This window comes from Actinoplanes sp. NPDC026619, from assembly GCF_040638295.1.
GTDB lineage: Bacteria > Actinomycetota > Actinomycetes > Mycobacteriales > Micromonosporaceae > Actinoplanes.
This window is the reverse complement of sequence record NZ_JBEZYA010000002.1, coordinates 89,746-115,214: the sequence shown is the minus strand read 5'-3', so window position 1 is coordinate 115,214 and position 25,469 is coordinate 89,746. Positions and strand designations below refer to the sequence as shown.

At 70.1% G+C, this 25,469-nt stretch carries 27 protein-coding genes; 9 read left to right on the top strand and 18 right to left on the bottom strand.

Going from position 1 to position 25,469, the window contains the following annotated elements; translation table 11 throughout:
• The first annotated feature begins 68 nt into the window (after window positions 1-68).
• Complete coding sequence (locus AB0E90_RS05800) at window positions 69-1,115, top strand: NAD(P)-dependent alcohol dehydrogenase (RefSeq protein WP_360399832.1); 1,047 nt, start codon at window positions 69-71, stop codon at window positions 1,113-1,115.
• Between the two features lie 41 nt (window positions 1,116-1,156).
• Here the strand turns inward: AB0E90_RS05800 and AB0E90_RS05795 are convergent, their stop codons facing one another.
• Genes AB0E90_RS05795 through AB0E90_RS05785 form a run of 3 tightly spaced genes read right to left on the bottom strand, consistent with a single transcriptional unit; the run spans window position 1,157 to window position 2,774 of the window.
• The gene (locus tag AB0E90_RS05795) at window positions 1,157-2,011 is read right to left on the bottom strand and encodes a helix-turn-helix transcriptional regulator (protein WP_360399829.1); all 855 of its coding nucleotides are present in this window, start codon (window positions 2,009-2,011) and stop codon (window positions 1,157-1,159) included.
• The gene (locus tag AB0E90_RS05790) at window positions 2,008-2,529 is read right to left on the bottom strand and encodes a DUF6879 family protein (protein WP_360399826.1); all 522 of its coding nucleotides are present in this window, start codon (window positions 2,527-2,529) and stop codon (window positions 2,008-2,010) included. Before AB0E90_RS05790 ends, AB0E90_RS05795 begins: the two co-directional genes overlap by 4 nt.
• A gap of 11 nt (window positions 2,530-2,540) precedes the next feature.
• Window positions 2,541-2,774: a lipid A biosynthesis lauroyl acyltransferase gene (locus AB0E90_RS05785; protein ID WP_360399823.1), complete on the bottom strand. Its 234-nt coding sequence runs from the start codon at window positions 2,772-2,774 to the stop codon at window positions 2,541-2,543.
• Between the two features lie 273 nt (window positions 2,775-3,047).
• On the opposite strand from AB0E90_RS05785, the gene AB0E90_RS05780 reads away from it, so the two are divergent.
• A complete protein-coding gene (locus tag AB0E90_RS05780; protein WP_360399820.1) occupies window positions 3,048-3,278 on the top strand; it encodes a hypothetical protein in 231 nt (76 codons plus the stop codon).
• A 10-nt stretch (window positions 3,279-3,288) separates the two neighbouring features.
• Here the strand turns inward: AB0E90_RS05780 and AB0E90_RS05775 are convergent, their stop codons facing one another.
• The 5 genes from AB0E90_RS05775 to AB0E90_RS05755 form a co-directional block, all read right to left on the bottom strand.
• The gene (locus tag AB0E90_RS05775) at window positions 3,289-3,489 is read right to left on the bottom strand and encodes a VOC family protein (protein WP_360401317.1); all 201 of its coding nucleotides are present in this window, start codon (window positions 3,487-3,489) and stop codon (window positions 3,289-3,291) included.
• Between the two features lie 323 nt (window positions 3,490-3,812).
• A complete protein-coding gene (locus AB0E90_RS05770) occupies window positions 3,813-4,832 on the bottom strand; it encodes an LLM class flavin-dependent oxidoreductase (protein ID WP_360401314.1) in 1,020 nt (339 codons plus the stop codon).
• A 27-nt stretch (window positions 4,833-4,859) separates the two neighbouring features.
• The gene (gene smpB / locus AB0E90_RS05765) at window positions 4,860-5,342 is read right to left on the bottom strand and encodes an SsrA-binding protein SmpB (protein ID WP_360399817.1); all 483 of its coding nucleotides are present in this window, start codon (window positions 5,340-5,342) and stop codon (window positions 4,860-4,862) included.
• 10 nt (window positions 5,343-5,352) lie between these two features.
• Entirely contained in the window at window positions 5,353-5,616 is a 264-nt protein-coding gene (locus AB0E90_RS05760) for a hypothetical protein (protein WP_203810183.1), read from the bottom strand.
• 92 nt (window positions 5,617-5,708) lie between these two features.
• Window positions 5,709-5,909 carry a hypothetical protein gene (locus tag AB0E90_RS05755; RefSeq protein ID WP_360399814.1) on the bottom strand — a complete coding sequence of 67 codons (201 nt, stop codon included), beginning with the start codon at window positions 5,907-5,909 and terminating at the stop codon, window positions 5,709-5,711.
• A gap of 272 nt (window positions 5,910-6,181) precedes the next feature.
• On the opposite strand from AB0E90_RS05755, the gene AB0E90_RS05750 reads away from it, so the two are divergent.
• A complete protein-coding gene (locus AB0E90_RS05750; protein WP_360399811.1) occupies window positions 6,182-8,299 on the top strand; it encodes an MMPL family transporter in 2,118 nt (705 codons plus the stop codon).
• 180 nt (window positions 8,300-8,479) lie between these two features.
• Window positions 8,480-8,671 carry a hypothetical protein gene (locus AB0E90_RS05745; RefSeq protein WP_360399809.1) on the top strand — a complete coding sequence of 64 codons (192 nt, stop codon included), beginning with the start codon at window positions 8,480-8,482 and terminating at the stop codon, window positions 8,669-8,671.
• Here AB0E90_RS05745 and AB0E90_RS05740 read toward each other — a convergent pair.
• On the bottom strand, window positions 8,664-8,987 hold the full coding sequence (locus AB0E90_RS05740; protein ID WP_360399806.1) for a putative quinol monooxygenase: 324 nt from the start codon (window positions 8,985-8,987) through the stop codon (window positions 8,664-8,666). The two genes, AB0E90_RS05745 and AB0E90_RS05740, sit on opposite strands and share 8 nt — an antisense overlap.
• Before the next feature lie 68 nt (window positions 8,988-9,055).
• Between AB0E90_RS05740 and AB0E90_RS05735 the strand changes: the two genes are divergently transcribed.
• The gene (locus AB0E90_RS05735; RefSeq protein WP_360399803.1) at window positions 9,056-9,331 is read left to right on the top strand and encodes a helix-turn-helix domain-containing protein; all 276 of its coding nucleotides are present in this window, start codon (window positions 9,056-9,058) and stop codon (window positions 9,329-9,331) included.
• On the opposite strand, the gene AB0E90_RS05730 is transcribed toward AB0E90_RS05735, so the two are convergent.
• Complete coding sequence (locus AB0E90_RS05730; protein ID WP_360399800.1) at window positions 9,306-10,112, bottom strand: oxidoreductase; 807 nt, start codon at window positions 10,110-10,112, stop codon at window positions 9,306-9,308. The genes AB0E90_RS05735 and AB0E90_RS05730 overlap by 26 nt on opposite strands.
• A gap of 70 nt (window positions 10,113-10,182) precedes the next feature.
• Between AB0E90_RS05730 and AB0E90_RS05725 the strand changes: the two genes are divergently transcribed.
• Window positions 10,183-11,076, top strand: coding sequence for a LysR family transcriptional regulator (locus tag AB0E90_RS05725; RefSeq protein WP_360399797.1), 894 nt, complete (start codon window positions 10,183-10,185; stop codon window positions 11,074-11,076).
• Window positions 11,077-11,089: 13 nt separating this feature from the next.
• Here the strand turns inward: AB0E90_RS05725 and AB0E90_RS05720 are convergent, their stop codons facing one another.
• Window positions 11,090-11,842 carry a dienelactone hydrolase family protein gene (locus tag AB0E90_RS05720; RefSeq protein ID WP_360399795.1) on the bottom strand — a complete coding sequence of 251 codons (753 nt, stop codon included), beginning with the start codon at window positions 11,840-11,842 and terminating at the stop codon, window positions 11,090-11,092.
• 77 nt (window positions 11,843-11,919) lie between these two features.
• Between AB0E90_RS05720 and AB0E90_RS05715 the strand changes: the two genes are divergently transcribed.
• The gene (locus tag AB0E90_RS05715; protein WP_360399792.1) at window positions 11,920-12,111 is read left to right on the top strand and encodes a hypothetical protein; all 192 of its coding nucleotides are present in this window, start codon (window positions 11,920-11,922) and stop codon (window positions 12,109-12,111) included.
• A 2-nt stretch (window positions 12,112-12,113) separates the two neighbouring features.
• Here AB0E90_RS05715 and AB0E90_RS05710 read toward each other — a convergent pair whose 3' ends face one another.
• Together AB0E90_RS05710 and AB0E90_RS05705 are read right to left on the bottom strand one after the other, a co-directional pair.
• Window positions 12,114-14,381, bottom strand: coding sequence for an EAL domain-containing protein (locus AB0E90_RS05710; protein ID WP_360399789.1), 2,268 nt, complete (start codon window positions 14,379-14,381; stop codon window positions 12,114-12,116).
• Between the two features lie 134 nt (window positions 14,382-14,515).
• Window positions 14,516-15,616: a cellulose binding domain-containing protein gene (locus tag AB0E90_RS05705; protein ID WP_360399786.1), complete on the bottom strand. Its 1,101-nt coding sequence runs from the start codon at window positions 15,614-15,616 to the stop codon at window positions 14,516-14,518.
• A gap of 124 nt (window positions 15,617-15,740) precedes the next feature.
• Here AB0E90_RS05705 and AB0E90_RS05700 point away from each other — a divergent pair, with 124 nt between their 5' ends.
• Window positions 15,741-17,930, top strand: coding sequence for a cellulose binding domain-containing protein (locus tag AB0E90_RS05700; protein ID WP_360399783.1), 2,190 nt, complete (start codon window positions 15,741-15,743; stop codon window positions 17,928-17,930).
• A gap of 66 nt (window positions 17,931-17,996) precedes the next feature.
• Here AB0E90_RS05700 and AB0E90_RS05695 read toward each other — a convergent pair whose 3' ends face one another.
• Window positions 17,997-19,172 carry a zinc-dependent alcohol dehydrogenase gene (locus tag AB0E90_RS05695; protein WP_360399780.1) on the bottom strand — a complete coding sequence of 392 codons (1,176 nt, stop codon included), beginning with the start codon at window positions 19,170-19,172 and terminating at the stop codon, window positions 17,997-17,999.
• Window positions 19,169-20,173, bottom strand: a complete 1,005-nt coding sequence (locus tag AB0E90_RS05690) for an SRPBCC family protein (protein WP_360399778.1) — start codon at window positions 20,171-20,173, stop codon at window positions 19,169-19,171. Before AB0E90_RS05690 ends, AB0E90_RS05695 begins: the two co-directional genes overlap by 4 nt.
• Window positions 20,174-20,399: 226 nt before the next feature.
• Here AB0E90_RS05690 and AB0E90_RS05685 point away from each other — a divergent pair, with 226 nt between their 5' ends.
• On the top strand, window positions 20,400-21,509 hold the full coding sequence (locus AB0E90_RS05685; RefSeq protein WP_360399775.1) for a hypothetical protein: 1,110 nt from the start codon (window positions 20,400-20,402) through the stop codon (window positions 21,507-21,509).
• Here AB0E90_RS05685 and AB0E90_RS05680 read toward each other — a convergent pair.
• From AB0E90_RS05680 to AB0E90_RS05670, 3 genes are read right to left on the bottom strand one after another with little or no spacing between them, the layout of a single operon-like run.
• A complete protein-coding gene (locus AB0E90_RS05680; protein WP_360399772.1) occupies window positions 21,503-22,870 on the bottom strand; it encodes a heterodisulfide reductase-related iron-sulfur binding cluster in 1,368 nt (455 codons plus the stop codon). The two genes, AB0E90_RS05685 and AB0E90_RS05680, sit on opposite strands and share 7 nt — an antisense overlap.
• Window positions 22,870-23,988, bottom strand: coding sequence for an FAD-binding protein (locus AB0E90_RS05675; RefSeq protein ID WP_360399769.1), 1,119 nt, complete (start codon window positions 23,986-23,988; stop codon window positions 22,870-22,872). The genes AB0E90_RS05680 and AB0E90_RS05675 overlap by 1 nt, the downstream gene beginning before the upstream one ends.
• On the bottom strand, window positions 23,988-25,442 hold the full coding sequence (locus AB0E90_RS05670; protein WP_360399766.1) for an FAD-linked oxidase C-terminal domain-containing protein: 1,455 nt from the start codon (window positions 25,440-25,442) through the stop codon (window positions 23,988-23,990). The genes AB0E90_RS05675 and AB0E90_RS05670 overlap by 1 nt, the downstream gene beginning before the upstream one ends.
• Window positions 25,443-25,469: the final 27 nt, after the last annotated feature.

The following is a 25,469-nucleotide window of genomic DNA, read 5'->3' as shown; positions in this document are numbered from 1 at the left end:
GTTTTTTGCTCCGGACCGCGCTACCGTATCTGCAGACCGAATAGTCTGTCTGTATTCTGGGGGCTCACATGCGCACCACCACCGCCTGGCAGGGCACCGGCCAATCCACCACGTTGCAGCGCGCCTCGATCGAGCGCCGCGACCTGCGCGACGACGACATCGCGGTGCGGATCGACTACTGCGGCGTCTGTCACAGCGACCTGCACGCACTGCACGGCATGACCGGCAAGCCCACCGCCGGGATGGTGCCCGGCCACGAGTTCACCGGCACGGTCACCGCGGTCGGCCCGGCGGTGACCGGCTTCACCCCCGGCGACCGCGTCGCGGCCGGCACCATCGTCGACTCGTGCGGCGAGTGCGCGATGTGCCGCATCGGCCAGGAGAACTTCTGCTACCAGGGCGCCACCGTCACGTACGGCGGCGCCGACCGGATCGACGGCACTACCACCCTCGGCGCCTACAGCCGCGAGTACGTGCTGCGCGCGAAGTTCGCCTACTTGCTGCCCGAAGGCCTGGACCCGGCCGCCGCCGCCCCGCTGATGTGCGCCGGCATCACCATGTGGGAGCCGCTGCGCGCGGCCGGCATCGGCGCCGGCAGCCAGGTCGCGGTGGCCGGCCTGGGCGGCCTCGGCCACCTCGGCGTGAAGCTCGCCGCCGCCCTCGGCGCCGAGGTCACGGTGCTCAGCCGCACCCCCGACAAGGCCGAGGACGCCCGCAAACTCGGCGCCGCGGCCCTGCTGGTCACCACCGACGAGGCGCAGATGAAGGAGGCGTTCGGCCGGTTCGACCTGATCCTCGACACGATCGCCGCCGTGCACGACCTGTCCCCGCTGCTGCGACTGCTCGCCATGGAGGGCACGCTCAGCGTCCTAGGCGCGCCCCTCGAAACGAAGGTGCGACTGATGGACCTGACCTTCGGCCGCAAGAACCTGAGCTCCTCCGGCACCGGCGGCACAAAACACACCGCCGAACTGCTGACCTTCGCCGCCGAGCACAACATCGCCGCCGACGTCGAGGTCCTCCCGTCGGCCCAGGTCCAGGAGGCACTGGGCCGCCTGGAGAAGGGCGACGTCCGCTACCGCTTCGTGCTGGACATGTCCGACCTGGACAGTTAGGACGCCAGGGCAACCTTCTCCGGGGTGCCGGGGGTGCTCGGTTACTTCGGCAGGTCGGTTATCGCCTGCCTCAATAACTGACGTGCCTCCGGCCCCTCCACCGCGTCGGCCCAGAAGCGCTCCATGAGTGCCGCGAACCGTTCGGCCTGCGCACCCTGGTAGGGATTGTCGATGACGAAGCCCTCGACGATTGCCAGGTCGTCGTACATGACGAAGCTGCTCTGCGGCGCCGTACGCACCCGCCTGCCCTGCGGAATGATTCCCAACCGGACGTTCGGCAGGTCGAGCAGGTCTTCCAGGCGTACCAGCTGAGCGAGCATCGTCGGTGGCTCGACGAGCAGGGTCCGGATCACCGCTTCGGTGAGAATGACCTCGAACGACTTGTTCGAGTCATAGAGGTGGTCCCGGCGCGCCATCCGGGTCCGTATGTCCGCCTCGACGTCCCTCGGCGTGTCCGGGTCGAGCTCGTTGAGGTCGGTGAAGACCTGACGGGCGTAGCCGGGCGTCTGCAGAATGCCGGGGACCCACACCGTCTGGAAGATCCGGAACCGGACCGATTTCCGGTAGAGCTCGTTGTACTGCAGCTGTACCGACCGGCGTCCGTGTCGCATCCGATCGCGCCACGACTTCTCGTTGACCTTGAAGTGAGCCAGAATTTCCAGTGTCTCGTCGCGATCCTCGTCGCTCATCCCGGTGGCGTCGGCCCAGGCGCGGACATCGGCCTCGGTGATGGCGGTCCGGGTGCCGCTCTCGGTCTTCGACAACTTTGCCGGATCCCACGCGAGTAGGGCTGCCAGTGCCTTCTGCTGCTGCCCCGCTGCTTCGCGGGCCTCGCGGAGACGGTCGGCAACCCGGAATGGCTTGGGCTGTGGGTCGTCGGTGTGGAAGGCGGTCACGGGTTCTCTCCCCGCGCCGTGCAGAGTGCGAGGTCCCACAGCGCGCGAGCCCGGTCGAGCTCCGTCTCATCGGTGATCAGTTCGGTGTGGATCCGGCGGCCTCCCGGATCATGCGTGAGGACCATGAGCCTGCTGTCGTCGAAGAACCACCAGTCGCGGATCGCGACAGCGGACAACAAGCCGGCTTCGGTAGCCCGCTCGACCGTCAGATAATGGATGGCTTCCCCGGCGGCGGTGTTGAAGTCCCCGCGCCAGCGCATCCACCGCTGATAGTCGGTGGGTGGGTCCTTGTGGACACGGACCCGGGCCATCCGTCTGCCTTCGGCGGTTTGCCGTCGCACTCGTTCGAGCCACGCCCGGTCCTCCTCCACGTCGAGAGGTGAGACCGGGCGTCCCTCAAGGAATCGCTGGAACGATTCCTGCTCACCGTCAACCGTGTAGAACGGCTGCACTTCGAAGCGATACGCGGTCTGCTGGTAGTCGCGCAACTGTTCGGCGAACTCGGCGTTGGTGAGCATGCGGCGCATGGTCAGGCGGTCTCGCGGATTCGGTCGATGACGTCGGCCGGCAGGAAGACCGCGGTCTCGTCGGCGCCGATCCCGGAGTTGTTGGCCTGCCCGATCGCGTGCACCTGCGCGAGAGCCTCGCCGTCGAGAACTTTGCCGACGAGGACGTAGCCGCCGTCGACCTGCATGATGCTGGGGCAGTCGCCGTTGCCGGACGAACTGGACTTCCATAGGAACTGGATCCGGTCGAAGAGCATGGAGTGTCCCTTCTGCGCGAGCCGGGCCGGGGATGGCCCGATCTGCTGGTCCCGCCAACCGTGAGTGCGCGTGTCGGCCACTTGTCGATCGTTCTACACGAAAGCAGTGCCATCACGAAGCACGTAGGAGTGTCGGAACCCTGCGTCCACATCCTAGTGCAAGTTTCTACAAGTCATTTACAAGTTGCTGCAAGCGTGCTTCGCTGGCCACATGCTTCCAGCGATGAAGGGGCCTGACTCCCAGGGATGTGTTGCTCGAAGGGGCTCATATCCGTGACCGCCGTGGTTGAAGCCGAAGATCACATCGCCGAGCGACCCTCGTGGGACTGCCGATCCTGCCGCAAGAGCTGGCCCTGCGAGCCTGCACGCGAACGTTTACGCGGCGAAATGGACCGCACACAGCTTGCCGTCTACATGTGGGCCAACCTGGAGGAGGCCTGCGGAGACATTCCGCAGGGGCCGGCCTCCGAGCTCTTCGAGAGGTTCATCCGCTGGACGCATTAGCCCAGACGCGTCAGCCCAGGGCCAGGACGCAGAACTCGTGGCCGTCCGGGTCGGTCAGGCAAGTCCATGGGGCGTTGCCCTGGCCGAGGTCCAGGTCGGTCGCGCCGAGGCCACGCAACCGAGCGACCTCCGCCACCTGGCCGTCGCCGGGTTCGGGCAGCAGGTCGAGGTGGACGCGGTCCGGTGCGGTCTTCGTGCCCGGCGTGCGGATGAACTCGAGGAACGGACCGGAACCACGTCGGTAGGCGTAGCGCCGGCCTCCCGCAGGCGAGCGACCAGCTCCGCCTGATGCGCCACCGAGGTGGTGGCGAGGTCGAGGTGCGTCCGGTTCTTCATTGCCGTCTTGGCCGCCGGGACGCCGACGACGTCGATGCCGACGGCGGCCGGGTTCGGCCAGATCAGTCCGCCGGCCGGTCCGACGTAGGTGGTCGCGCCGGAGCTGGTGGGATAGGCAACCCAGCCGAGCGCCTCTGCCCAGAACCGGCCCACCGCCGAGTGATCGACGGCCTTGATGTTGACGTGAACAGGTCGCACCTACGCCAGGAGCTCCTTCACGCGGGGGATGACCTGGGTGCCGTACAGCTCGATGGCCTTCATCATGGCGTCGTGCGGGAGGGTGCCGGCCGAGTACTTCATGTCGAAGCGCTGGATGCCCAGGTCCCTGATCGTCTGGGCGATCTTCTGGGCGACCGTTTCGGGGGAGCCGGCGTGCCAGGCGCCCTCGTGGATGTCGGCCTCGAAGCGGTCGCGGGTCAGCGGTGGCCAGCCGCGTTCGCGGCCGATGCGGTTCATCATCACGCGGACGTGCGGCCACAGGATCTCGATGGCCTCCTCGTCGGTGTCGGCGACGAAGCCGGGGCAGTGCGCGGCGACCGGCAGGTCGCCGGGGCGGTCCATCTCCTTCAGGGCGCGGCGGTACAGGTCGACATACGGGGCGAAGCGGGCCGGTGCGCCGCCGATGATGGCCAGGACCAGGGGGAAGCCGTACGACGCGGCGCGGATCACCGACTCGGGGCTGCCGCCCACGCCGATCCAGGTGGGGATGTGACCGTTTTCGGTCTTCGGGTAGACCTGCTGGTCCTTCAGCGCCGCCCGGACCGTTCCTTCCCAGGTCACCGGGCCTTCGGTGAGCAGCTCGGCCATCAGGCCGGCCTTCTCCTCGAAGAGGCGGTCGTAGTCGGTCAGCTCGTAGCCGAACAGCGGGAACGACTCGGTGAACGAGCCCCGGCCCAGGGTGATCTCGGCCCGGCCGGCCGAGACGGCGTCGAGCGTGGCGAAGCGTTCGAAGACGCGCACCGGGTCGTCCGAGCTCAGCACCGTGACCGCGGTGCCGAGCGTGATGCGTGACGTGCGGGCGGCGATCGCGGCCAGCACGATCTCGGGGGCGGACACGGCGAAGTCGTCGCGGTGGTGCTCGCCGACGCTGAAGGCGTCCACGCCCGAGCGCTCGGCCAGCACGGCCTGGTCGACCACGTTGCGGATCACTTGGGCGTAGGGGAGTCGCTTGCCGTCGCTGCCGGTGGTTACGTCACCGAAGGTGTCCAGACCGAAAATCACATGATCACCTTACCGGCGACCGGGTCAGGGCCTGCGGCCCTTCAGCCGCCTGCCCATCTCGCGCTGGATCTCCTTCTGCGCGTCGCGGGCGGCGAGGACCTGCCTCTTGTCGTACGACTTGAGGCCGCGCGCCATGCCGATCTCGACCTTGGCCCAGCCATCACTGAAGTACATCGACAGCGGCACCAGCGTCAGGCCGTTGCCGTCGCGGAGCTGGCTGAGGATCTTGGCAATTTCCACACGATGCAAAAGAAGCTTGCGGGTACGCCGTGGGACGTGATTCGTCCAGCTGCCGTAGCCGTACTGGGCGATGTGCAGCCCGTACAGCATGATCTCGCCCTCATGCTCCTGCGCGAACGCGTCGACCAGCGACGCCCGGCCCTCGCGCAGCGACTTGACCTCGGTGCCGGCGAGGACGAGACCGGCCTCGTACGTCTTGAGGATCTCGTAGTCGTGCCGCGCCTTCTTGCTCGACGCGATCAGCTTCCGGCCGGTCTCTTTCGCCACGGTTCCGAGGTTACGGGACGGGCCTGCGCATCGAGTACGTGACGCTGGAGAGCCGGTGCGGCTCGTTGTGCACGTGGATGGCGGCCCGGTCGTACGCCTGCCAGCCCGCGGCGCCGGCCCGGTTGAGATGGCGGAGATCGTCGAACCGCTCATCGGTGCCCCACCGCAAGACCCCGCCGGGGTGGTGGAAGGTGGCTGTCCAGTCCATGAATCGGTCCGCGCCGAGCGTGCCCGCCGCGCGGTACTCCAGCCGCGCAAATTCCCAATTGGTCACCCGTTCGATTATGCCGTCACCCGCAAGGAACTGCTGTCCGGTACCGGCAGATGACTGTGGACCGTCGCCGTCGAGCGCTCAATAGCCCTCATTCAGCTGCCCTGCCTTGCGGTAGGGCGGTCCCGTCGGACCGTCGCCGACAGGACACGCTTGCCGCTGCGGGAATCCGACCAGTTCTTCAATCCGCGCGCCAACGCGTCGAGACCGGTGTTGAACGCTTCCTTGGACACCTGCGGCCACCACGGCGCAACCTCACTTTTCGCGACGTTCCACACCTTGCGAAGCGCCGCCAACGACCAACCCTGAACAGGCGTCAGGAGATCGTCGGCGATGTCGTAGGAGCGTTCCGCGGCCCGCCGAACGAACGCAGTATCGACCGGGGGTACGACAATCCCAGACCCGGCGAGCCGCGCAACGTCGCCAAGCCCTTCCGAGAGCGTTGATCGGCATCCAGCCAGTCGGACCCTGAGATAACCCTGAGGAGACGGAAATCAGGGTTGGGTTCGGAAACACCCGCGGCTTACCCTTCGCCGGTCAGACTTCGGGGTCTTCGGGGGGAGACGGGATGGCTACGGGTGGAATAGCGCGACTGGTGTGCGGGCGATGGTCCAAGTGGATCGTGCTCGCGCTCTGGATCGTCGTGGTGGCGCTGGCCGCTCCCCTTGCGGGGAAGCTGAGCGGCGTCGAGAAGAACGACAACTCCGCCTGGCTGCCCTCGGGCGCTGAGGCGACGCAGGTCGTCGACCTGCAAAAACAGTTCCAGCCGGACGACATCGCGCCGGCCATCATCGTCTACGAGCGCTCCGGCGCGATCACCAGCGCGGACCTGGCCAAGGCCACCTCCGACGCGGCCGCGTTCGCCAAGGTTCAGGGCGTGTCGGGGCAGATCACCGGCCCGATTCCGGCGCAGGACAAGGCGGCGCTGTCGACGATCGTGCCGATCAAGATCGACGCGGACGGCTGGGAGCAGATCGCCACGATCGTGGACAACCTCAAGGCGATCGCCGGTCCGGGGGCGGACGGTCTGGGGGTCTACCTGACCGGGCCGGCCGGCAATGCGGCCGACTCCGCGGGCGCGTTCGAGGGCATCGACGGGACGCTTCTCTACACGACCCTGATCGTGGTGGCGATCATCCTGCTCATCACGTACCGGAGCCCGGTGCTCTGGCTCTTCCCGATCGTCACGGCGGGCGTGGCGCTGTTCGGCGCGCAGGCGGTGATCTACCTTCTCGCCAAACACGCCGGTCTGGTGGTCAACGCGCAGAGCGCCGGCATCCTCACCGTGCTGGTCTTCGGCGCCGGCACCGACTACGCGCTGCTGCTGGTCGCGCGTTACCGGGAGGAGCTGCGCCGGCATCAGGACCGGCACGAGGCGATGTCGTTCGCCCTGCACCGGTCCGGGCCGGCGATCATCGCCAGTTCCGCGACCGTCGCGATCGGCATGTCCTGCCTCACCCTCGCCGACCTCAACTCGACCAGCGGCCTCGGCCCGGTCGCCGCGCTCGGCATCGTGGTCGGCCTGGCCGCCATGGTGACGTTGCTCCCGGCGCTGCTGGTGATCTTCGGCCGGTGGTTGTTCTGGCCGGTCCGGCCGAAATACGGCACCGCGGAGCCGACCGCGACCGGCTTCTGGGCCCGGCTCGGCGGCCGCATCTCCAAGCGGCCCCGCTCGGTCTGGATCGGCACCGCGGTGGTGCTCGGCGCGATGGCGCTCGGCCTGCTGCAACTCAACGCCAACGGGCTGTCCACGGCCGACAGCTTCACCACGAAACAGCCGTCGGTCACCGGTGAGGAAGCGCTCGCGCGGCACTTCCCGGCCGGTGGTGGCCAGCCGGTCACGGTCATCGCCAAGGCGGCCCAGGCCGGCCAGGTGAAACAGGTGTTCGCCGGAGTCCGGGGCATCAGCGCGGTGGCCGATCCGGTCGAGAAGGACGGCCTGGTCCAGCTGGACGGCACGCTCACCGCGGCGCCGGACAGCAAAACCGCCCAGGACACCGTGGAGCGGGTGCGTGCCGCGGTGCATCAGGTGCCCGGCGCGGACGCCAAGGTCGGCGGCGCGACCGCGATGCTGGTCGACATCAACGCCGCCAACCGGCACGACAACCGGCTGATCATTCCGCTCGTCCTGCTGGTCGTGCTGGTCATCCTGGGGCTGCTGCTGCGGGCGATCGTCGCGCCGGTGATCCTCATCGCCACCGTGGTGCTGTCCTTCGGGGCCGCGCTCGGGGTCAGCGCGCTGGTGTTCCGGCACGTCTTCGGCTGGCCCGGCGAGGACACGTCGTTCCCGCTGTTCGTGTTCGTGTTCCTGGTCGCGCTCGGCATCGACTACAACATCTTCCTGATGACCCGGGTGCGGGAGGAAGCCGCCCAGCACGGCACCCGCCGCGGCGCGCTGATCGGGCTCGGCGCCACCGGCGGCGTGATCACCTCGGCCGGCATCGTGCTCGCCGGCACGTTCGCGGCGCTCGCCAGCCTGCCGCTGGTCGCGTTCGCCGAGATCGGGTTCACGGTCGCGTTCGGCGTGCTGCTCGACACGCTGATCGTCCGGTCGGTGCTGGTCACCTCGCTCAACCTGGACATCGGCCGGTGGATGTGGTGGCCGAGCAAGCTGACCCACGTGCCGGACGAGACGCAGGAGGAAGAAACCCCGTTGTCAGCATCTGAACCCGAACTTACGCACTGACGTCTCCTCCTCGCAGGGTCGGTTGTCGGGGACAACCGATCCTGCGAGGAAGCGAGGCCGTATGAAAGCCGTCCGGGTTCATTCCTACGGAAAGCGACCGACCGTCGACGAGGTGCCCGAACCACGGGAGACCGGGCCGCTCGACGTGCTGGTCCAGTATTTCTGCGCCCCCAATTTCGCGTGGCCGACGCGCGGGACGCACTGGCATTCGCCGGGGCCTCGGTGGTCCTGCTCGACCATTTCGCCGCCGACGAGATCAATGCGGGAGTGGCGGCGGTATCCGATTTCGCCGCATCGTTCGACGGTGAGCAGGCCGACGCCGAGCTGGCCTCCTTGCGGGCCGTGTTCGAGCGGAAGGCACCGGTTACTTGACGGCAAGCTCGCCCAGCTCGGACCAGTCGTCCTGGTCGACCGCCTGGCTCACGATCTTCGGGGTGGCCACCAGGTACGGCGGCAGGTCCAGCTGGGCCTGCTTGAAGTGCGCCGAGCCGACGTGGGCCGCGCCCGCCTCGCCGTCCCGGAAGGCCTCGACCAGGACGTACTCCTGCGGGTTGGCCAGGCTCCGGGACCACTCGAACCAGAGGCAGCCCGGCTCGGCGAGGGTGGCCCGGGTGAACGGGCCGGCGATCTCCGGCCATGACTCGGCGTGCTCCGGCTTGATCAGGAACTTCGCGGTAATGAAGATCATCAGTCTCCGCCTTTCGCGCGATCAGTCATCGCCCTTCCCTCACGCCCGGCCCGGACGAGGCTGGGGTCATGAGCGGCAAGGGCGCTGGTCTGTTGCAGTCGGTCGAGCGGGCGATGCGCGTGCTCGACCACATCGCCGCCTCGCCCGGCCCGGTCGCGGCCCGGGACGTGGCCCGGTCGCTCGGCCTCACCCTCCCTACCACTTACCACCTGCTGACCACTTTGGTCACCGGCGGGTACGTGGTTCATCTTCCCGAGGAGAAGGCGTACGCGCTCGGCGCGCGCGTCGACGACCTCGCACGCGGCCTGCACCGGCAGATCAGTCGTGGTCCGTCGAGCGGCTGAGCTTCTCCCCGGCGGCCAGGTCGGTGCGCAGTTGTTCGTGGTGGGCGGCGATGGCGTCGACCGCGTCGTTGCCGAGGGCCAGGCGCAGTGGCGGTTCCGGGCTGTCGATCGTCTCCAGGATCGCGCGGGCCGCCTTGCGTGGATCGCCGGGCTGCGAGGCGTCCATCGCGTCGACGGCGGCCCGGGTCGGGCCTACCGATCCGGCGTAGGCGTCGATGACCGGCGAACGGTGCATCCGGGTGCCGCCGAACTCGGTGCGGAACGCGCCCGGCTCGACGATCAGCACCCGGACCCCGAACGGCGCGACCTCGGCGGCGAGCGCCTCGGACACTCCCTCCAGCGCGAACTTGGCGGCGCAGTAGGCGCCGAACCCGGGCATGCTCAGCTGGCCGCCCATCGAGCTCATCTGCACGATCGTGCCGCTGCCCTGCGCGCGCAGGTGCGGCAGGACGGCCTTGGTGACCGCGACCGCGCCGAAGAACATCACGTCCATCAAGGAACGCAGATCGCCGAGGTCGAGCTCCTCGACCGCCCCGACGCTGCCGTGGCCGGCGTTGTTGACCACCACGTCGATCCGGCCGAACTCCGCGATCGTCGCGGCCACCGCCGCCTCCACCTGCCGTTCGTCGGTCACGTCCAGCGCCGCCGTGCTCGTCGGCAGATCGATCCGCCGGGGATCGCGCGCCGTAGCCATCACCTGGTCACCGGCCGCCAGCGCCGCCGTCGCCAACTCCCGGCCGAAGCCCGCGGAACAACCCGTGATCAGCCAAACCTTTGTCATGGCTCCAGCCTGCCGGGGCCGGGGCACCGTGGCCAACACCGGCTTCCGGTGGCGGTTACAGTCAGGGACTGTGACCGTCGAGCTGCGCCAGTTGCGATACTTCGTCGCCGTGGCGGAGCACCTCAGCTTCACCCGCGCCGCCCGCGACCTGCACCTCGCCCAGCAGTCGCTGTCCCAGCAGATCGGCGCCCTGGAACGGCAGCTCGGGGTGCGGCTGTTCGACCGGGACACCCGCGGCACCCGGCTGGCCCCGGCCGGCGCCGCGTTCCTGCCCGAGGCCCGCGCGGTGCTGGAACGAGCCGAGGCGGCCGTCGCGGTCGCGCGCCGGGCCGGGCACGGCCACCTCGACCTGGGGTTTCTCTCGTCCACCGCGAACTACATGCTGCCGGCGATCGTGCGGGCCATCCGCGAACGGCTGCCGGAGCTGACCCTCACCACCCACGACCTGGCGATCGGCGACCTCGTCGCGGGCCTGCGCGACGGCCGGCTGGACGTGGCCTTCACCCGGCCGCCGCTCGTGCCCGGCCTGGCCACCGCGGCGATCGCCACCGAGCCGGTCTGCGCCGTGCTGCCGGCCGGGCACCCGCTCGCCGGCCGGGCCTCGGTGCGTCTGGCCGAGCTCGCCGGCGAGGGCTGGGTGCTGACTCCGCGCGACTCCTGGCCGCCCTGGCACGAACGGTACGACCAGGAATTCGCCGCCGCCGGCTTCGAGCCGCGGGTGGTGCAGCGGGCGGCCGGCGTGCCGAGCCTCCTGGGCCTGGTCGCCGCCGGCGTGGGGGTCACCCGGCTGGCGCGGTCGGCGCAGAGCATCCGGCGCACCGGCGTCGCCTTCGTGCCGCTCGAGGGCGACCAGGCCGAGACGGTGATGGCCTGGAACCCCAGCCACGAGCCGGCCGCCCTCCCGCAGCTCCGGGAGCTGGTAGCCGCCCTGGCGGCCACCGTCGACCTGACCGACCTCGGCTGACCCCGGCCGCGGTCTATCGGGCCAGGCCGAAGAACTCGCTGACCAGCGATGCGGTGTTCACGTCCTGGGCGGTTCGGCCCAGGATGAACGGGGCCCGGCGTGGGCCCGGGATGGTGTGGCCGCCGCCGTGGACCGTGAACAGGGCCACCGGTGGGTGGTCGGCCTGCCGATAGTCGGTGCGCTCGACCTGCGCCGACACCCTCGTGGCGACCGGGGCGGTGTCGATGCCGTTGCGGGCCGCGAAATAGGCCGCGGCCTCCGGCATCGACAGCGAGCGGCCGCCGACCTTGAACATCTTGCGCGCCCACCAGCTCAGCTCGCCACCGCCGTACGCGATGATCGGATCTTTGGTTCCGTGGATCAGCAGCATCGGCATCGGTGCCGGATCGGCGGCGGCCAGGAGGAAGTTTTCCGGCGCGGGCATCGTCGCGGCGATCACCGCGGCCCCGGCGAGCAGCTCGGGTGTCTCGTGGGCCAGACGCATCGCCATCTGGCCGCCGTTGGAGTAGCCGATCACGAAGACGCGGCCCGCAGGGCGCAGTTTCTCGATCACCGCCCGCGCGAAGCCGACGTCGTCGATGTTCTCCCGGCGGGCCGGGAACGAGCTCGCGGCGCGCGCGTCGTTCCAGTTGGTGCGGTAGCCGTCGAGGTAGACGACGGTGGCCGGAAGCGCGTCGAAGATCCGGCCGGTGAAGTCCCGGTGCTTGCGCCCGGTCTGCTTCGACCCGTGGAAGATCAGCACCAGGTCGTCCCGGCCCTCGTTCACCACGGTGCAGGTGACTGGCAGCGCATCGTCGACGTCGGCCGCCGGCTGGTGGACGAGGGCACGCCGATCCAGCTCACATGTTCGGGGAGCTCCTCGACCGGGCGCACGCGGCCGGCGCGGTCGATCCGGCGGTGAGCCGGGAGGACATGGTTCCGCTGATGTGCGGGGTGATGTTCGCGGCGAGCGTGCACCCGGGGGACCGCGCGGCGAACGCCCGCCGCTACCTGACTGTCCTGCTGAACGGGATAGCTGAGCGGGATGAAGGCTAGGCCTAGGCCGCCGACGGGACCGAGCCGGCGTGCCACTCCGGGGACCTGGCGATCATCTTGGTGATCTCGGCGGCGTCGACCGGGCGGGTGAACAGGTAGCCCTGGGCGGCGTCGCAGCCCAGTTCGCGCAGCTTCGACAGGGTGGGCTCGTCCTCGACGCCCTCGGCGATCGCCCGCAGTTGCAGGGCGTGGGCCAGGGCGATCATGGCGTGCACGACGCCCTCGCGGGCCTGGTCGTCGTTGATGCCGGAGACGAAGCTGCGGTCGATCTTCAGGGCGTCCCAGTGCCGGTCGGCGAGGCGCGACACCGACGAATAGCCGGTGCCGAAGTCGTCGACGGCCACCGCCACCCCGTGCCGGCGCAGTTCGGCCAGGGTGCCGGTCATCACCGTGTCGTCGACCAGGGCGGTCTCGGTGACCTCGAGGATCAGGGCCGAGGCCGGGGCGTCGTGCTTCTCCAGGGCGGTCAGCACGATCTGCACCAGGCGGGCGTCGGTGAGCTGGCGCGGTGAGACGTTGACCGCGACCGTGGGCCGCCAGCCGAATTCGGCCAGCCAGCCGTCCTGCGCGGTCAGCACCTGGTCGAGTACCTGCTCGAAGAGGAGGCCGATCAGGCCGACGGCTTCGGCGTGCGGCACGAAGTCGTCCGGGGAGAGCAGGCCGCGCGACGGGTGCTGCCAGCGGACCAGCGCCTCGAGGGCGTAGAGGCCGCCGCCGGCCAGGTCGATCTCCGGGTGGTAGACGCAGATCAGCTGGTCGTTGGCGAGGGCGTGGCGTAGCTCGGCGTCCAGCTTCAGCCGGGCGCTCGCCTCCGCCGCGTACCGGTCGTCGTAGCGTTCGGCGCGGCCGCGGCCGCCGCTCTTCGCCCGGTACATCGCGGCGTCCGCCTCGCGCAGCAGGGCGGCCGGTTCGGCCCGGTAGTCGTCGGTGGTGCGCACGCCGACCGAGACCGACGGGAACACCTCGGTGCCGTCGATCATGATCGGGTCGGTGAACGTCGTGACCAGCCGCTCGGCGACCAGGTCGGTGGCCTCGTCGGTGGCGTCCGGCATGAGGATGACGAACTCGTCGCCGCCGAGGCGGGCCACCACGTCCCGGTCGTCGCGGACCGAGGCGACGATGCGCTGGGCGATCGTGATGAGCATCTGGTCGCCGGCCTCGTGGCCGAGGCTGTCATTGACGTCCTTGAAGCGGTCGAGGTCGCAGAAGAGCAGGGCGACCTTGCTGCTGCCGTCGGCGGGCAGCTCGGCCAGGGCGAAGGTGAGCCGGCGGATCAGCTCGGTGCGGTTCGGCAGGCCGGTCAGCCCGTCGCGGGTGGCGCGCCGGCCCATGTCGCTCAGCGGGCGGCGGATGCGGACGGCGGCCAGGATGCCGGAGACCAGCACGGCGAAGGAGACCAGCCGGTGCGGCCCGTGGGTGGTGAACGCGGCGTAGCCGTCGAGGACGAGCACCCCGGCGATGACCATCAGGTAGCGGCGGACGCTGAGGATGTTCGTGGAGACGTGCAGCGGCACGTTGAGCTGCGGCATCTGCGGGTGCAGCGCGGCCGCGCCGAGCAGCAGCGGCATCAGCATCCAGCCCAGGTCCATCCAGCCGCCGGCGTTGTAGGTGCCGTTGAGGCTGGCGGTGGCGTAGTAGGCGTCCGGGACGAACCAGGCGACCATGCCGGCGACCAGCAGCCGGGCCGGCCACTTGCGCATCTCCATGGACAGGCCGGCGCGCAACGCGCCGAACAGCACGATCAGCGTGCCGATCGGGGTGACGACCGCGACGAGTACGGCGAGAGCGTTGCTGCCGTCCTGGTCGCGCAGGGTGGGGCTGATGATGTGAATCCAGTACTGCAGGGCGAGCGGGACGGTCAGCACCCCGGCCTCGAGCATGCTGTCCCGGCCGGCATGGTGGCTCAACCGCACGACCGCGGCCGCCGCGAGCAGGTGCGCGGCGATGTAGAGGATGTCGGCGACCGACGGGAACGGCGGATCCGCGTGGAACAGGTCGTAGCCGGCGAAGATGATGTCGCCGGCCGCCGACAGCGACAGCGCGACCGCGAGCATCCGCCAGGCCGACCGGTTGCGCGGCCGGTTGCGGTGCACGCCGATGATCGCCGCCACCGCGCCGCTGGTGTTGACCAGCGGGAAGATCCAATTGGTGAACTGGTCGTCGGGCAGCAGGATGTAGGCGACCGCGACGACTGATCCGGCCAGCAGGAACCACAACCACGCCCGGCTGGGGCGTGGCACGGTGACGAGGTCACCTGATGTTGCGGGCATGAGGATCTCCAGTCCGACCGGCGGCTGAACCGGAAGCTCGGGACTTGGTGGAGATCGGCGTCACGGGCCCGGACCTGAGAGTTCGGCCCGGGTGAGGTTGCCCGGCCGCAGTGCGGGCCGGGCAACCTCGAAGATCAGGAGATGGCGGCCGAGACGTACGGATACCAGCGGTTGGCGATCTTGACGTTGCCCGCGTCGTTCGGGTGGACGCCGTCGCCGGTGTCGGTGGCCGTGTCGAAGCCGGTCCACTGGTCGACGACCGTGATCGGTGAGGCCGCCGAGGTCAGGCCGGCCGCCCAGGCCGGAATCGCGGCGTTGAGGGCGACCACCCCGGCCGCGCACGTGGCGCAGGTGCTCGGGTTCATCGGGATGATCTGCGCGACCAGGATCTTCATGCTCGGGTTCGAGGCGCGCATCTGCGACACCATCCGGGTGTACGCGGCGAGGATGGTGTCCGTCGGCAGGCTCGACCAGACGTCGTTGGTGCCGAAGTGCATCATCACGACGTCCGGGTCGGTGGCGGCCAGCCAGCCGACGAGCAGGTCCTGGTTGGCGACATTGACGGCCAGGTAGCCGCCGTGTCCCTCGTTCTCGCCGTCGTAGGTGAAGCCGCAGCCCTGGGCGGGCAGTGTGCCGACGAAGTCGACCTGGGCGGCGGGCAGTTTCTGCCAGAGCAGGGCCCGCCAGCAGCCGGGAGAGCCGGTGATCGAGTCGCCCAGCGCCATCACTTTGACCGGGGTGCCGGCGGGCGGTGTGGTGGTCGGCGAGGTCGTGGGGGACGAGGTCGGCACGCTGGTGGTCGGGGTGGTCGTCGGCGGCGTGGTGGCCACCGCGCCGGTGCAGGCCACGCCGTTGAGGGTGAACGCCGACGGCACCGGGTTGCTGCTGGTCCACGAGCCGTTGAAGCCGAACGACGCGGTTCCCCCGGCGGCGATCGCCGAGTTCCAGGCGGCGTTACGCACGGTGACCGCGGTGCCGGACTGGGTCACCGAGCCGTTCCACAGCTGCGTGACGGTCTGTCCGGCGGCGAACGTGAAGGCGAGCGACCAGCCGTTTATCGCGTCGCCGAGGTTGGTGACGTCGACGGCGGCGCCGAACCCGCCCTGCCATTGGTTGGAGATCGTGTACTTCACCGTGCAGCCGGCCGCGGCGTCGGCACGGCTCGCGGTGACCACGGCGGCGGAGGCCAGGACGGTGGCCGCGGTGGCGAGTAAGGCCATTCTTCGTCGGTGCATGGGGTTCCTCCCGGAGGACGCGGGACGTGGGTGCGGAACGGTGTCAGGAGCTTGACGAACGCGATGGCACGTCGCAGTCTTGGGAGCGCTCCCAATCCATGACTGTAAATCTAAGGGGCCGTACGTGGCCAGATCGAAGAAGATTGCCGTCGCCGCTCTCGCCGTCGCCACCGCCGGCGCGGGGCTGGCGCTGGCGGCCCGGGCCGACGCGGCCGCCGGCTGCTCGGTGAAATACGCCGTGACCAATACGTGGTCGGGCGGCTTCGGCGTCGCCGTGGACGTCACCAACCTCGGCGACGCGATCAGCGGATGGACGCTGACGTTCGCCTTCCCGGGCGACCAGACGATGTCCCAGCTGTGGAACGGCGTGGTCACCCAGTCCGGGGCGAACGTCTCGGTGAAGGACGCCGGCTACAACGCGGCGCTCGCCACCAACGCGAGAACCAGCTTCGGGTTCAACGGCAGCGGGACGGCCGGCACCCCGGCGTCGTTCAGTCTCAACGGAACCGCGTGCACCGGCGGGACGACCACGCCCACTTCGTCACCGACGGCCACGCCGGCCACTCCGACGACCCCGGCCACTCCGCCGACGACCACCCCGGCACCCGCGGGCGGCACCTCGACCGTCAACGGCAAGCAGGTCGAGAAGCTCGATCGCGGGGTGGTCAGCGTCCACTCCACCAGCGGGAACCTGGTCAGCTGGCGGCTGCTCGGCACCGACCCGAGCGGCGTCGCGTTCAACGTCTACCGCGGGACGGCGAAACTGAACGCCGCCCCGATCACCGCGTCGACCAACTATCTCGACCCGGCGGCGGCGGCCGGTCAGGCGTACACCGTCAAAGCTGTTGTCGGTGGGGTCGAGCAGGCGGCCGAAGGGCCCGCCCTGAATTTCGCGAACGGCTATCTGGACGTGCCGATCCAGAACCCGAACAGCGCGCTCTACGTCGCGAACGATGCCAGCACCGGTGACCTCGACGGCGACGGCAAACTCGACATCGTCCTCAAATGGGACCCGACCACCTCGAAGGACAACTCGCAGTCCGGCGTCACCGACCCGGTCTACGTCGACGGCTACAAGCTCGACGGCACCCGGCTGTGGCGGATCAACCTCGGCCGTAACATCCGGGCCGGCGCCCATTACACCCAGTTCCAGGTGTACGACTACGACGGCGACGGAGATGCCGAAGTAGCCATGAAGACCGCCGACGCGACCACCGACGGCGCCGGCCGGGTGATCGGCGACGCGAACGCTGATTACCGCAACTCGTCCGGCTACATCCTGACCGGTCCGGAATACCTGACCATGTTCGACGGCCGGACCGGCGCCGCCGTCTCCACCGTCAACTACGAGCCGGCCCGCGGCACCGTCTCCAGCTGGGGCGACTCCTACGGCAACCGGGTCGACCGCTTCCTGGCCGGCACCGCCTACCTGGACGGCAGCCGCCCCAGCCTGATCATGGCCCGCGGCTACTACACGCGAAGCGTGATCGTGGCGTGGGACTTCCGCAACGGCGCGCTGACCCGCCGCTGGACGTTCGACTCGAACACCAGTGGCAACAGCGGCTACGCCGGCCAGGGCAACCACCAGCTCTCGGTGGCCGATGTCGATCAGGACGGCAAGGACGAGATCGTGTACGGGTCGATGGCAATCGACGACAACGGCGCGAAACTGTGGAACACCGGCAACGGCCACGGCGACACCATGCACGTCGGTGACCTCGACCCGTCCCGGCCGGGCCTGGAGGAGTTCAAGGTCGACGAGGACGGCACCAAGCCGTCGTCCTGGTTCGCCGACGCCAAGACCGGCCAGATCATCTGGTCGACCCCGGCGAACGGCGACAACGGACGTGGCGTCTCGGACGACATCTGGGCCGGCAGCCCCGGCGCCGAGTCCTGGTCGTCGGCGGTCGACGGGGTGCGCAGCCCGTCCGGCGCGGTGGTGGCCGCCCGCAAACCGGGCTCGACGAACTTCCTGGTCTGGTGGGACGGCGACGCCACCCGCGAACTGCTCGACGGCACCCACATCGACAAGTACGGCACGTCGTCCGACACTCGCCTGCTCACCGCGGCCGACGTGCACTCGAACAACAGCACCAAGTCGACCCCTTCGTTGTCCGGCGACCTGCTGGGCGACTGGCGCGAGGAGGTGATCTGGCCGACGACCGCGAATAACGCCCTGCGGATCTACTCGACCCCGACACCGACCGACCGCCGCGTGGTGACGCTGCTGCACGACGTCCAGTACCGCGAGGCGATCGCCTGGCAGAACACCGCCTACAACCAGCCACCGCACCCGAGCTTCGCGATCCGGTAGGCCGCCGGGCCCGGGCCAGCATCCGGCCACCGGAGAGCTCGCGGTGGCCGGATGCGGCTGGGTCGGTCAGGGCTTGAGGACGATCTTCTCGCAGTTGTCCTGCTTGTTCTTGAAGATGTCGAAGCCGTGTTCGGCCTGGTCGAGCGGCAGCCTGTGGGTGATGATCCGGGTCGGGTCGATCTCGCCGCGTTCGATGCGCTGCAGCAAGGGCTTCATGTAGCGCTGCACGTGGCACTGCCCGGTGCGCAGGGTCAGCGCCCGGTTCATCCAGGCGCCGGCCGGGAACTTGTCGAGCAGGCCGCCGTACACGCCGATCACCGAGACCACGCCGCCGCTGCGGCACGACATGATCGCCTGGCGCAGGGCGTGCGGGCGTTCGGTCTCGGAGCGGACGGCCTGCTTTACCCGGTCGTACGCGGCGATGTGCGCGCTCCCGTGGGTGGCTTCCAGGCCGACCGCGTCGATGCACTTGTCCGGGCCGCGGCCGCCGGTCAGTTCCAGCAGCGTCGAGCGGACGTCGACCTCGTCGAAGTTCACCGGGATGTGGCCGGCTCGTTCGGCCATCTGCAGCCGGTACGGCTCCTTGTCGATGGCGATGACCTTCGCCGCGCCCAGGACCCGGGCACTGTCCATGGCGAACTGGCCGACCGGACCGGCGCCCCACACCGCCACCACGTCGGACGGCTGGATGTCGCACATCTCGGCGCCCATGTAACCGGTGGGCAGGATGTCGGACAGGAACAGCACCTGCTCGTCACTCAGGTCGGACTCGATCTTCAGCGGGCCGACGTCGGCGAACGGGACCCGCGCGTACTGCGCTTGACCGCCCGCGAAACCACCGGTCAGATGCGAATAACCGAAGATCCCGGCGACCGGGTGGCCGAACATCTTCTCCGCGATCCCGGCGTTGGGGTTGGTGTTCTCGCAGCAGGAGTACAGCTCGGCGGCGCAGGCGGCGCACGCGCCGCAGGCGATCGGGAACGGCACGACGACCCGGTCGCCGACCCGCAGCTTGTCCGCGGACACCCCGGCCCCGACCTCGATCACCTCACCCATGAACTCGTGACCCAGGATGTCGCCGTCCTGCATAGTCGGCACGTACCCGTCGACCAGGTGCAGGTCCGAGCCGCAGATCGCGGTGGACGTGATCCGTACGATCGCGTCGCGGCTGTTCAGGATCCTCGGATCCGGCACGTCGCGGACCTCGACCGAGTTACGGCCGGCCCAGGTGTTCGCCCTCATGCGTCTGCTCCCTTCTCGAGCTCGGCGTCCGACAGCGGCTGGGCCGGGCGCTGCGGGAACTCCTTGCGGGCCCGCTTGCCCCACGGGGCGCCGTCGGAGCGCACCACCTCGCCGGTCTCCAGCACCTGCTTGAGCCGGCGCAGGTCGTCGTCGAGCTGCTGGTGCGGTTCCTCGCCGAAATATTTGGCGACCGCCTTGCCGATGGTGCCGCCCGGGATGTCGTACACCAGCACGACGTGCACCTCGGTGCTCACCCCGTCCGGGGCGGGCACGAACCGGACCGTGCCGGCGTTGGGCACGTCGGCGTTGCCGGTCGAGCGCCACACGATCTTCTCGCCCGGCGTCTCCTCGACGATCTCCGCGTCCCACTGGACGTTCTTGCCGAACGGGGCGGCGGCCGACCAGTGGCTCGTGCGGTCACCGGTGGTGCGGACCTGCTCGAGGTGCGCCATGAACGTCGGAAGGTTTTCCAGGTTGCGCCAGAACGCGTACACCTCCGATGCGGGGCTGCGGATGGTTGTCGTGGCCGTCAGTTCCATGGATCCTCCTTTGCTTGCCCTGCGTGCTCTCCGCACGGTCGGCGCGGAGCTGATCTTCTTCGCCCGGGTGGCCTGTACGGCCGTCAGCAGGTCCAGCGCCGTGATTCCGGCGATGGCGCCGGTGACCGCGACCAGCCGTCGCCGACGGTTCCCGCCGCGGTGGGCGATGGCCATGGCGAGCGCGGTCAGGTCCATCGCGTCGCCGGCGACCCGGGTCCAGGCCCAGACTCCTTTGCGCCGGCTCGTCAGGAGTCCGGCCGCGTGAACCAGTTCCCGGGCTCCGACCAGCGGTACGACAGTCCGTGAGGTCCGGGAGTCGTCGACACCGCTGATCCGGCGCACCGCGTCCGGTGCCGCCAGCTGTGCCACGCCCAGTCCCAGACTCATCCAGCCCAGCCCGCGGCCGCGCCGCTGCACCTCGTCCTGCTGGTTCCCTATTTCGTGAGTTGCCAGTTGCGTCATGGCAGTCTCCGTATCCGATCGCACCCTTGCCGGCGTCCCGGTGCTCCGTGACCCGGGGCGCGTCTGATGTAACAGGGCGTACCCATCGGAATACCGCCGAAACGGATGCATTTAGCCTTGACGCTTCTGGTTGACCGCGGCGAAATCCCCGAGTAGACCGAGGCATGAGCACCCGGACCGGGACCGCCGCTGCCTGACGATGACCAGCTGACGGACAGGAGCGATGATGACCCACGGTGAACCGCAGCGTCCGGAGATCGTCGTCGGACTGGTGGCAACCCCGCCGGACCATCCGGCCCGGGTCACCGCTCGGCTATGCGCCGAGCTGGCCGACCGGCTCGCCGAGCGGGTGAACGCCGATGTGCGATGGACCGTCCGGGAAGGCTGGGGTGACGTGGCACCGCACCGCGACGGCGGCGCCGGCGCGCTGCTCGACGACCTCGCCCGCCGGCGCACCGACGACCGCTGGGACGTCGCGGTCTGTCTCACCGATCTGCCGCTGCACAGCGACCGGGTGCCGCTTGTCGCGCAGACCTCGGCCCAGCGCCGGGCCGCGCTCGTATCGTTGCCCGCGCTCGGGCTGCGCCAGTTGCCGGCCGTGCGCGCGGTCGTCCCGGACCTCGTGGGCCGGCTGCTTGCCGATGCCTCCGATGAGCGGGTGCCGCCGGTTGGCCGGGAACCGGCTGAGCTGGCGAGCCGGGTCACCGCCGTGCACCGGGTGGACGGCGGGGGCGACCCCGGCGAGTGGCGTTATGTCGCCTCGCGGCTGACCGGCCGGGTGCGGCTGCTGACCGGAATGGTCCGGGCGAACCGTCCCGGACGTGCCCTGCTGGGCCTGTCCAAGCTGTTGGTCGGCGCCTTCGGAACGGCCGCGTTCGCGCTCACCACCGAGACGATCTGGAAGATGGGCGACTCCCTCGGCCCCCTCCGGCTCACGGTGATCATGCTGCTCGGGCTGACCGCGCTGGTGGCCTGGCTGATCATCGCTCATGACCTGTGGCAGAAGCCGGACCAGGACACGCCGCCCGAGCTGGCCCGGATGTTCAACTGGGGCACCACCCTCACCCTCGCCCTGGCCACGGCGGTGTCCTACGTCGTGCTTCTCGTCGGAACGGCATTCGTCGCGGCGCTGCTGATCGACACCTCCGTGCTGGGAGAGACCCTGCAACGACCGGTCCATGCCACCGACTACCTGACCCTCGCCTGGATCATCAGCTCCCTGGCCACCGTCGGCGGCGCGATCGGCTCCGGGCTCGAGGACGAGGAAACGGTACGGGCCGCCGCCTACGGATATCACCCGGAACCCGACGGCTGGCAGGACCAGAAAGCTCAATGAGCCGGGCGTAGAAGTTCGGAGGCGCCCCGGTTGCGGATCGAGGCGTCCAGGACCTGGGCGGTGTGCGCGAGGGCGATCCGGCCGCCTTGCCGCTGAGCGGCCGCGGCGATCTGCATGAGGCAACCCGGGTTGGCCGTGACCAGCAGCGATGCCTCGGTGGCCAGGACGGTGCGCGCCTTGCGGGCACCCAGTTCGGCGGCCGGCTCGGGGTTGAGGACGTTCCAGATGCCGGCCGAGCCGCAGCAGATCTCCGGGTCGGCGATCTCGCGCAGCGTCAGGCCCGGGATGTCGCGCAGCAGTGATCGGGGCTGCGCGCGGACTCCCTGCGCATGACCCAGGTGGCACGCGTCGTGATAGGCCACGGTCACGTCCAGCGGGTGGCGGGTGGCCACCGGGCCCAGCTCGTGCAGCAGCTCGGCGAGATCGCGGACCTTGGCCGTGAACGTCGCCGCCCGGGTGGCATACGACGGGTCGTCGGCCAGCAGGGCGTCGTATTCCTTCAGGGACGAACCGCAGCCGGCCGCGTTGACCACGAAGTAGTCCATGCCGGTCGACTCGAACGTGTCGATCAGCCGGCGGGCGAACTGCTGGGCCTCGGAACGGCGGCCGTTGTGCACGCTCAGCGCGCCGCAACAGCCCTGCGCCGGCGGGATCAGCACCTCACAGCCCTCGGCGGCCAGAACGCGTACCGTCGCGGAATTGACGTCGGGGAAGAACGCGCTCTGCACGCAACCGGTCAGCATGCCCACGACGGCCCGGCGGGCGCCTCGCGCCGGCACCCGGCGCGGCGGCCGCGGCACGCTGCGCAGCCGGGGCGCGAGCGATTCCAGGGTGGCCAGGGTGGGGGCCAGGCGGGGGAGCAGGCCGCTGCGAGCGACCAGTTTCTGCAGGCCGGAGGCCTGGTAGGCGCGGAGCGGGCCGCGCAGCAGACGCAGCCGGCGGGGGTAGGGGAACAGGGCGAAGATGGCCGCCCGCAGGGCCCGCTCGCGCGGGGTGCGGGTGTGCCGGCGCTCTACCTGGGCGCGGGTGTCCTCGATCAGGCGGTCGTACTTCACGCCGGACGGGCACGCGGTCACGCACGACATGCAACCCAGGCAATTGTCGAAGTGCTCCACCATGGAGTCGCTGAGCGGTTCGCCGCCGACGCCCTGGTTCATCAGGTAGATGCGGCCGCGCGGTGAGTCGGCCTCGGCGCCCCACAGCACGTAGGTCGGGCAGGTCGGCAGGCAGAAACCACAGTGGACGCAGTCGGCGATCAGCTCCGGGGCGGGCGGATGATCGGCATCGAAGGCCGGCCCGCCGGCGACCGGGCCGAGCACGTCCCGCGGTGGTTCGCCGGTGCCCCAGGTGGCGTCGACCATCAGATGCCTCCCACGAATCGGCCGGGTGCGAAGCGGTGGCCCGGGTCGAACTGGTCCTTCACCCGGCGCATCAGCGGCAGGCCCGGCGTCGGGCCCCACATGTCCAGGATGTCGCGCACCTCGGGCGGGGCGGTCAGGACGACGGCATGCCCGCCGAGGCGCACACAGGCGGCCCGCAACCGTTCCACCCCGGTGATGCCGGCCGCGCCCGCGTAGAGAATTCCGGTTCCGGCCGAACCGCGTACCGGATCGGGGCCGGAAGCAATTGCCGGCACGGCCGACAGCGGCACGGAAAGCTTGACCCCGATCCCACCCGGCGCCCACGGCGCCACACCCCACCAGGCGGGAGCTTCATCGGAAATCTCACCGCCGAGGAGCTTTTCCAAGATCCGAGCCCTTTCCCGTACGCCGTCGGGCGTCCCCTCAAGCAGCGTGGCCAGTTCACCGCACGCCGAGTCGATCTCGATCGCCGCCGGCGCCACCGCGGCCGCCCGGATCCGGGCCGCGTCGGCGGGCGGCGCGACGGCCCGGACGAACAGAGCCCGCTGCGGGCGCGGGTGCAGGCGGAACGCGCACTCGGTGATCAGGCCGAGCGTCCCGTAGGAGCCGGTGTAGAGCTTGCCCAGGTCGTAGCCGGCGACGTTCTTGACGACCTTGCCGCCCGACTTCGCGACCTTCCCGTCCGCCCGCACCACGGTGATCCCGATCAGCAGGTCGCGCACGCCGCCGTAGTGCAGGCGCCGGGGCCCGCTGGTGGCGGTCGCGACCGTCCCGCCGATGGTGGCCCCCTCAGGGCCGTCCAGCGCCAGCAGCTGATCGCCGAGGTCGAGCGCCTGCAGGGGCGTGCCGGCCCGGACGATCGTGATCAGGTCGCCGGCCGCGTGCTCGACGACACCGGACAGATTGCCGGTGTCGATGATCAGGTCGAGGGAGCGCGGCGGCGGGCCCCAGTCGAGTTTCGTGCCCGCGCCCCGCACCACGACGGTGAGATCCTGCGTCGCGGCCAGCAGGGCGGCCGCCTCGGCCGTGCTCCGCGGCGCCGCGACCAGGCGGGCCGGCACGCCGCCGACCACGTCGTCGGCACCGGCCGGGCGGGTCAGCTCGTCGAGCGCGGTCATCAGAAGATCTCCGCCACGCCGGTGTCGTGCCGCTGGTCTTCCGCGCGGTGCCGGCCGGGGCGCTCGCCGCACAGCCGGGGCGTCGGATAGATCTTGCCGGGATTGGCCAGGCCGGCCGGGTCGAACGCGCAGCGCAGCAGCTGCATCGTGTCGAGGTCGTCGGGGCCGAACATGCGGGGCATGTATTTCGCCTTGTCCGCGCCGACGCCGTGCTCACCGGTGATCGAGCCGCCGTACTCGATGCACAGGTCGATGATCGCGCCGGAGGTCGTCTCGGCGCGCTCGGCCTCGCCCGGCACCGCGTCGTCGAACAGAACCAGCGGATGCAGATTGCCGTCGCCGGCGTGGAAGACGTTGGCGACGCGCACGCCGTTCGCGCTGGCCAGGTCGTCGATGCGGCTCAGCACCTCGCCCAGCGCGGTGCGCGGGATCACGCCGTCCTGCACGATGTAATCGGGGCTGATCCGGCCGACCGCGGCGAACGCCGACTTGCGGCCCTTCCAGAACAGGGCCCGCTCGGCGTCGTCGGCGGCGATCCGGATCTCGAAGGCGCCGTTCTCCCGGCACAGAACGACCACCTCGTCGAACTGGGCGCCCACCTCGGCGGCCGGGCCGTCCAGCTCGACGATCAGCACCGCCCCGGCGCCCGGCGGGTAACCGCAGGCGACGGCGGCCTCGGCCGCCTCGATGGCCAGCGCGTCCATCATCTCGATCGCGGCCGGCACCACCCCCGCGGCGATGATCGCGCTGGTGGCCGCGCCGGCCTGGTCGATGCCGTGGAACGCGGCGAGCAGGGTGCGGACCGTCTCCGGCAGCCGGGTCAGTTTCACCGTGACCTCGGTGGCCACGCCGAGCGTGCCCTCCGACCCGACGAACGCGCCGATCAGGTCGTAACCGGGCGGATCGAGCGCGCGGCCGCCGAGCTCGACCACCGCGCCGTCCGGCGTGACCACCTGAAGGCCGGTCACGTGGTTGACGGTGAAGCCGTATTTCAGGCAGTGCGCGCCGCCCGAGTTCTCCGCAACGTTGCCGCCGATCGAGCAGATCTGCTGGCTGGACGGGTCGGGCGCGTAGTAGTAACCGGACGGGGTGGTGGCCCGGGTCAGCTGCAGGTTGATCACGCCGGGCTGGACGACGGCTCGCTCGTCCGCCGGCGAGATGTCGAGAATGTCGCGCATCTGCGCCATCACGATCAGCACCCCGTCGGCGTGCGGGAGCGCGCCGCCGGACAGGCCGGTGCCCGAGCCGCGCGCCACGAACGGAACCCCGGCCTCGGCGCACGCCCGGACCGTCGCGGCGACCTGCGCCGTGCTCTGGGCGAGGACCGCGAGGGCGGGGATGACCTTGTGGTGGGCGAGGCCGTCACACTCGTACGTCCGCAGCTCCTGCCGGTCGGTGATCACCCGGCCCGGGCCCAGCTCGCGCCGCAGCCGCTCGGCAAGTCCGTCGATCACGCTCGCCCTCCTCGCCTCAACCTGACC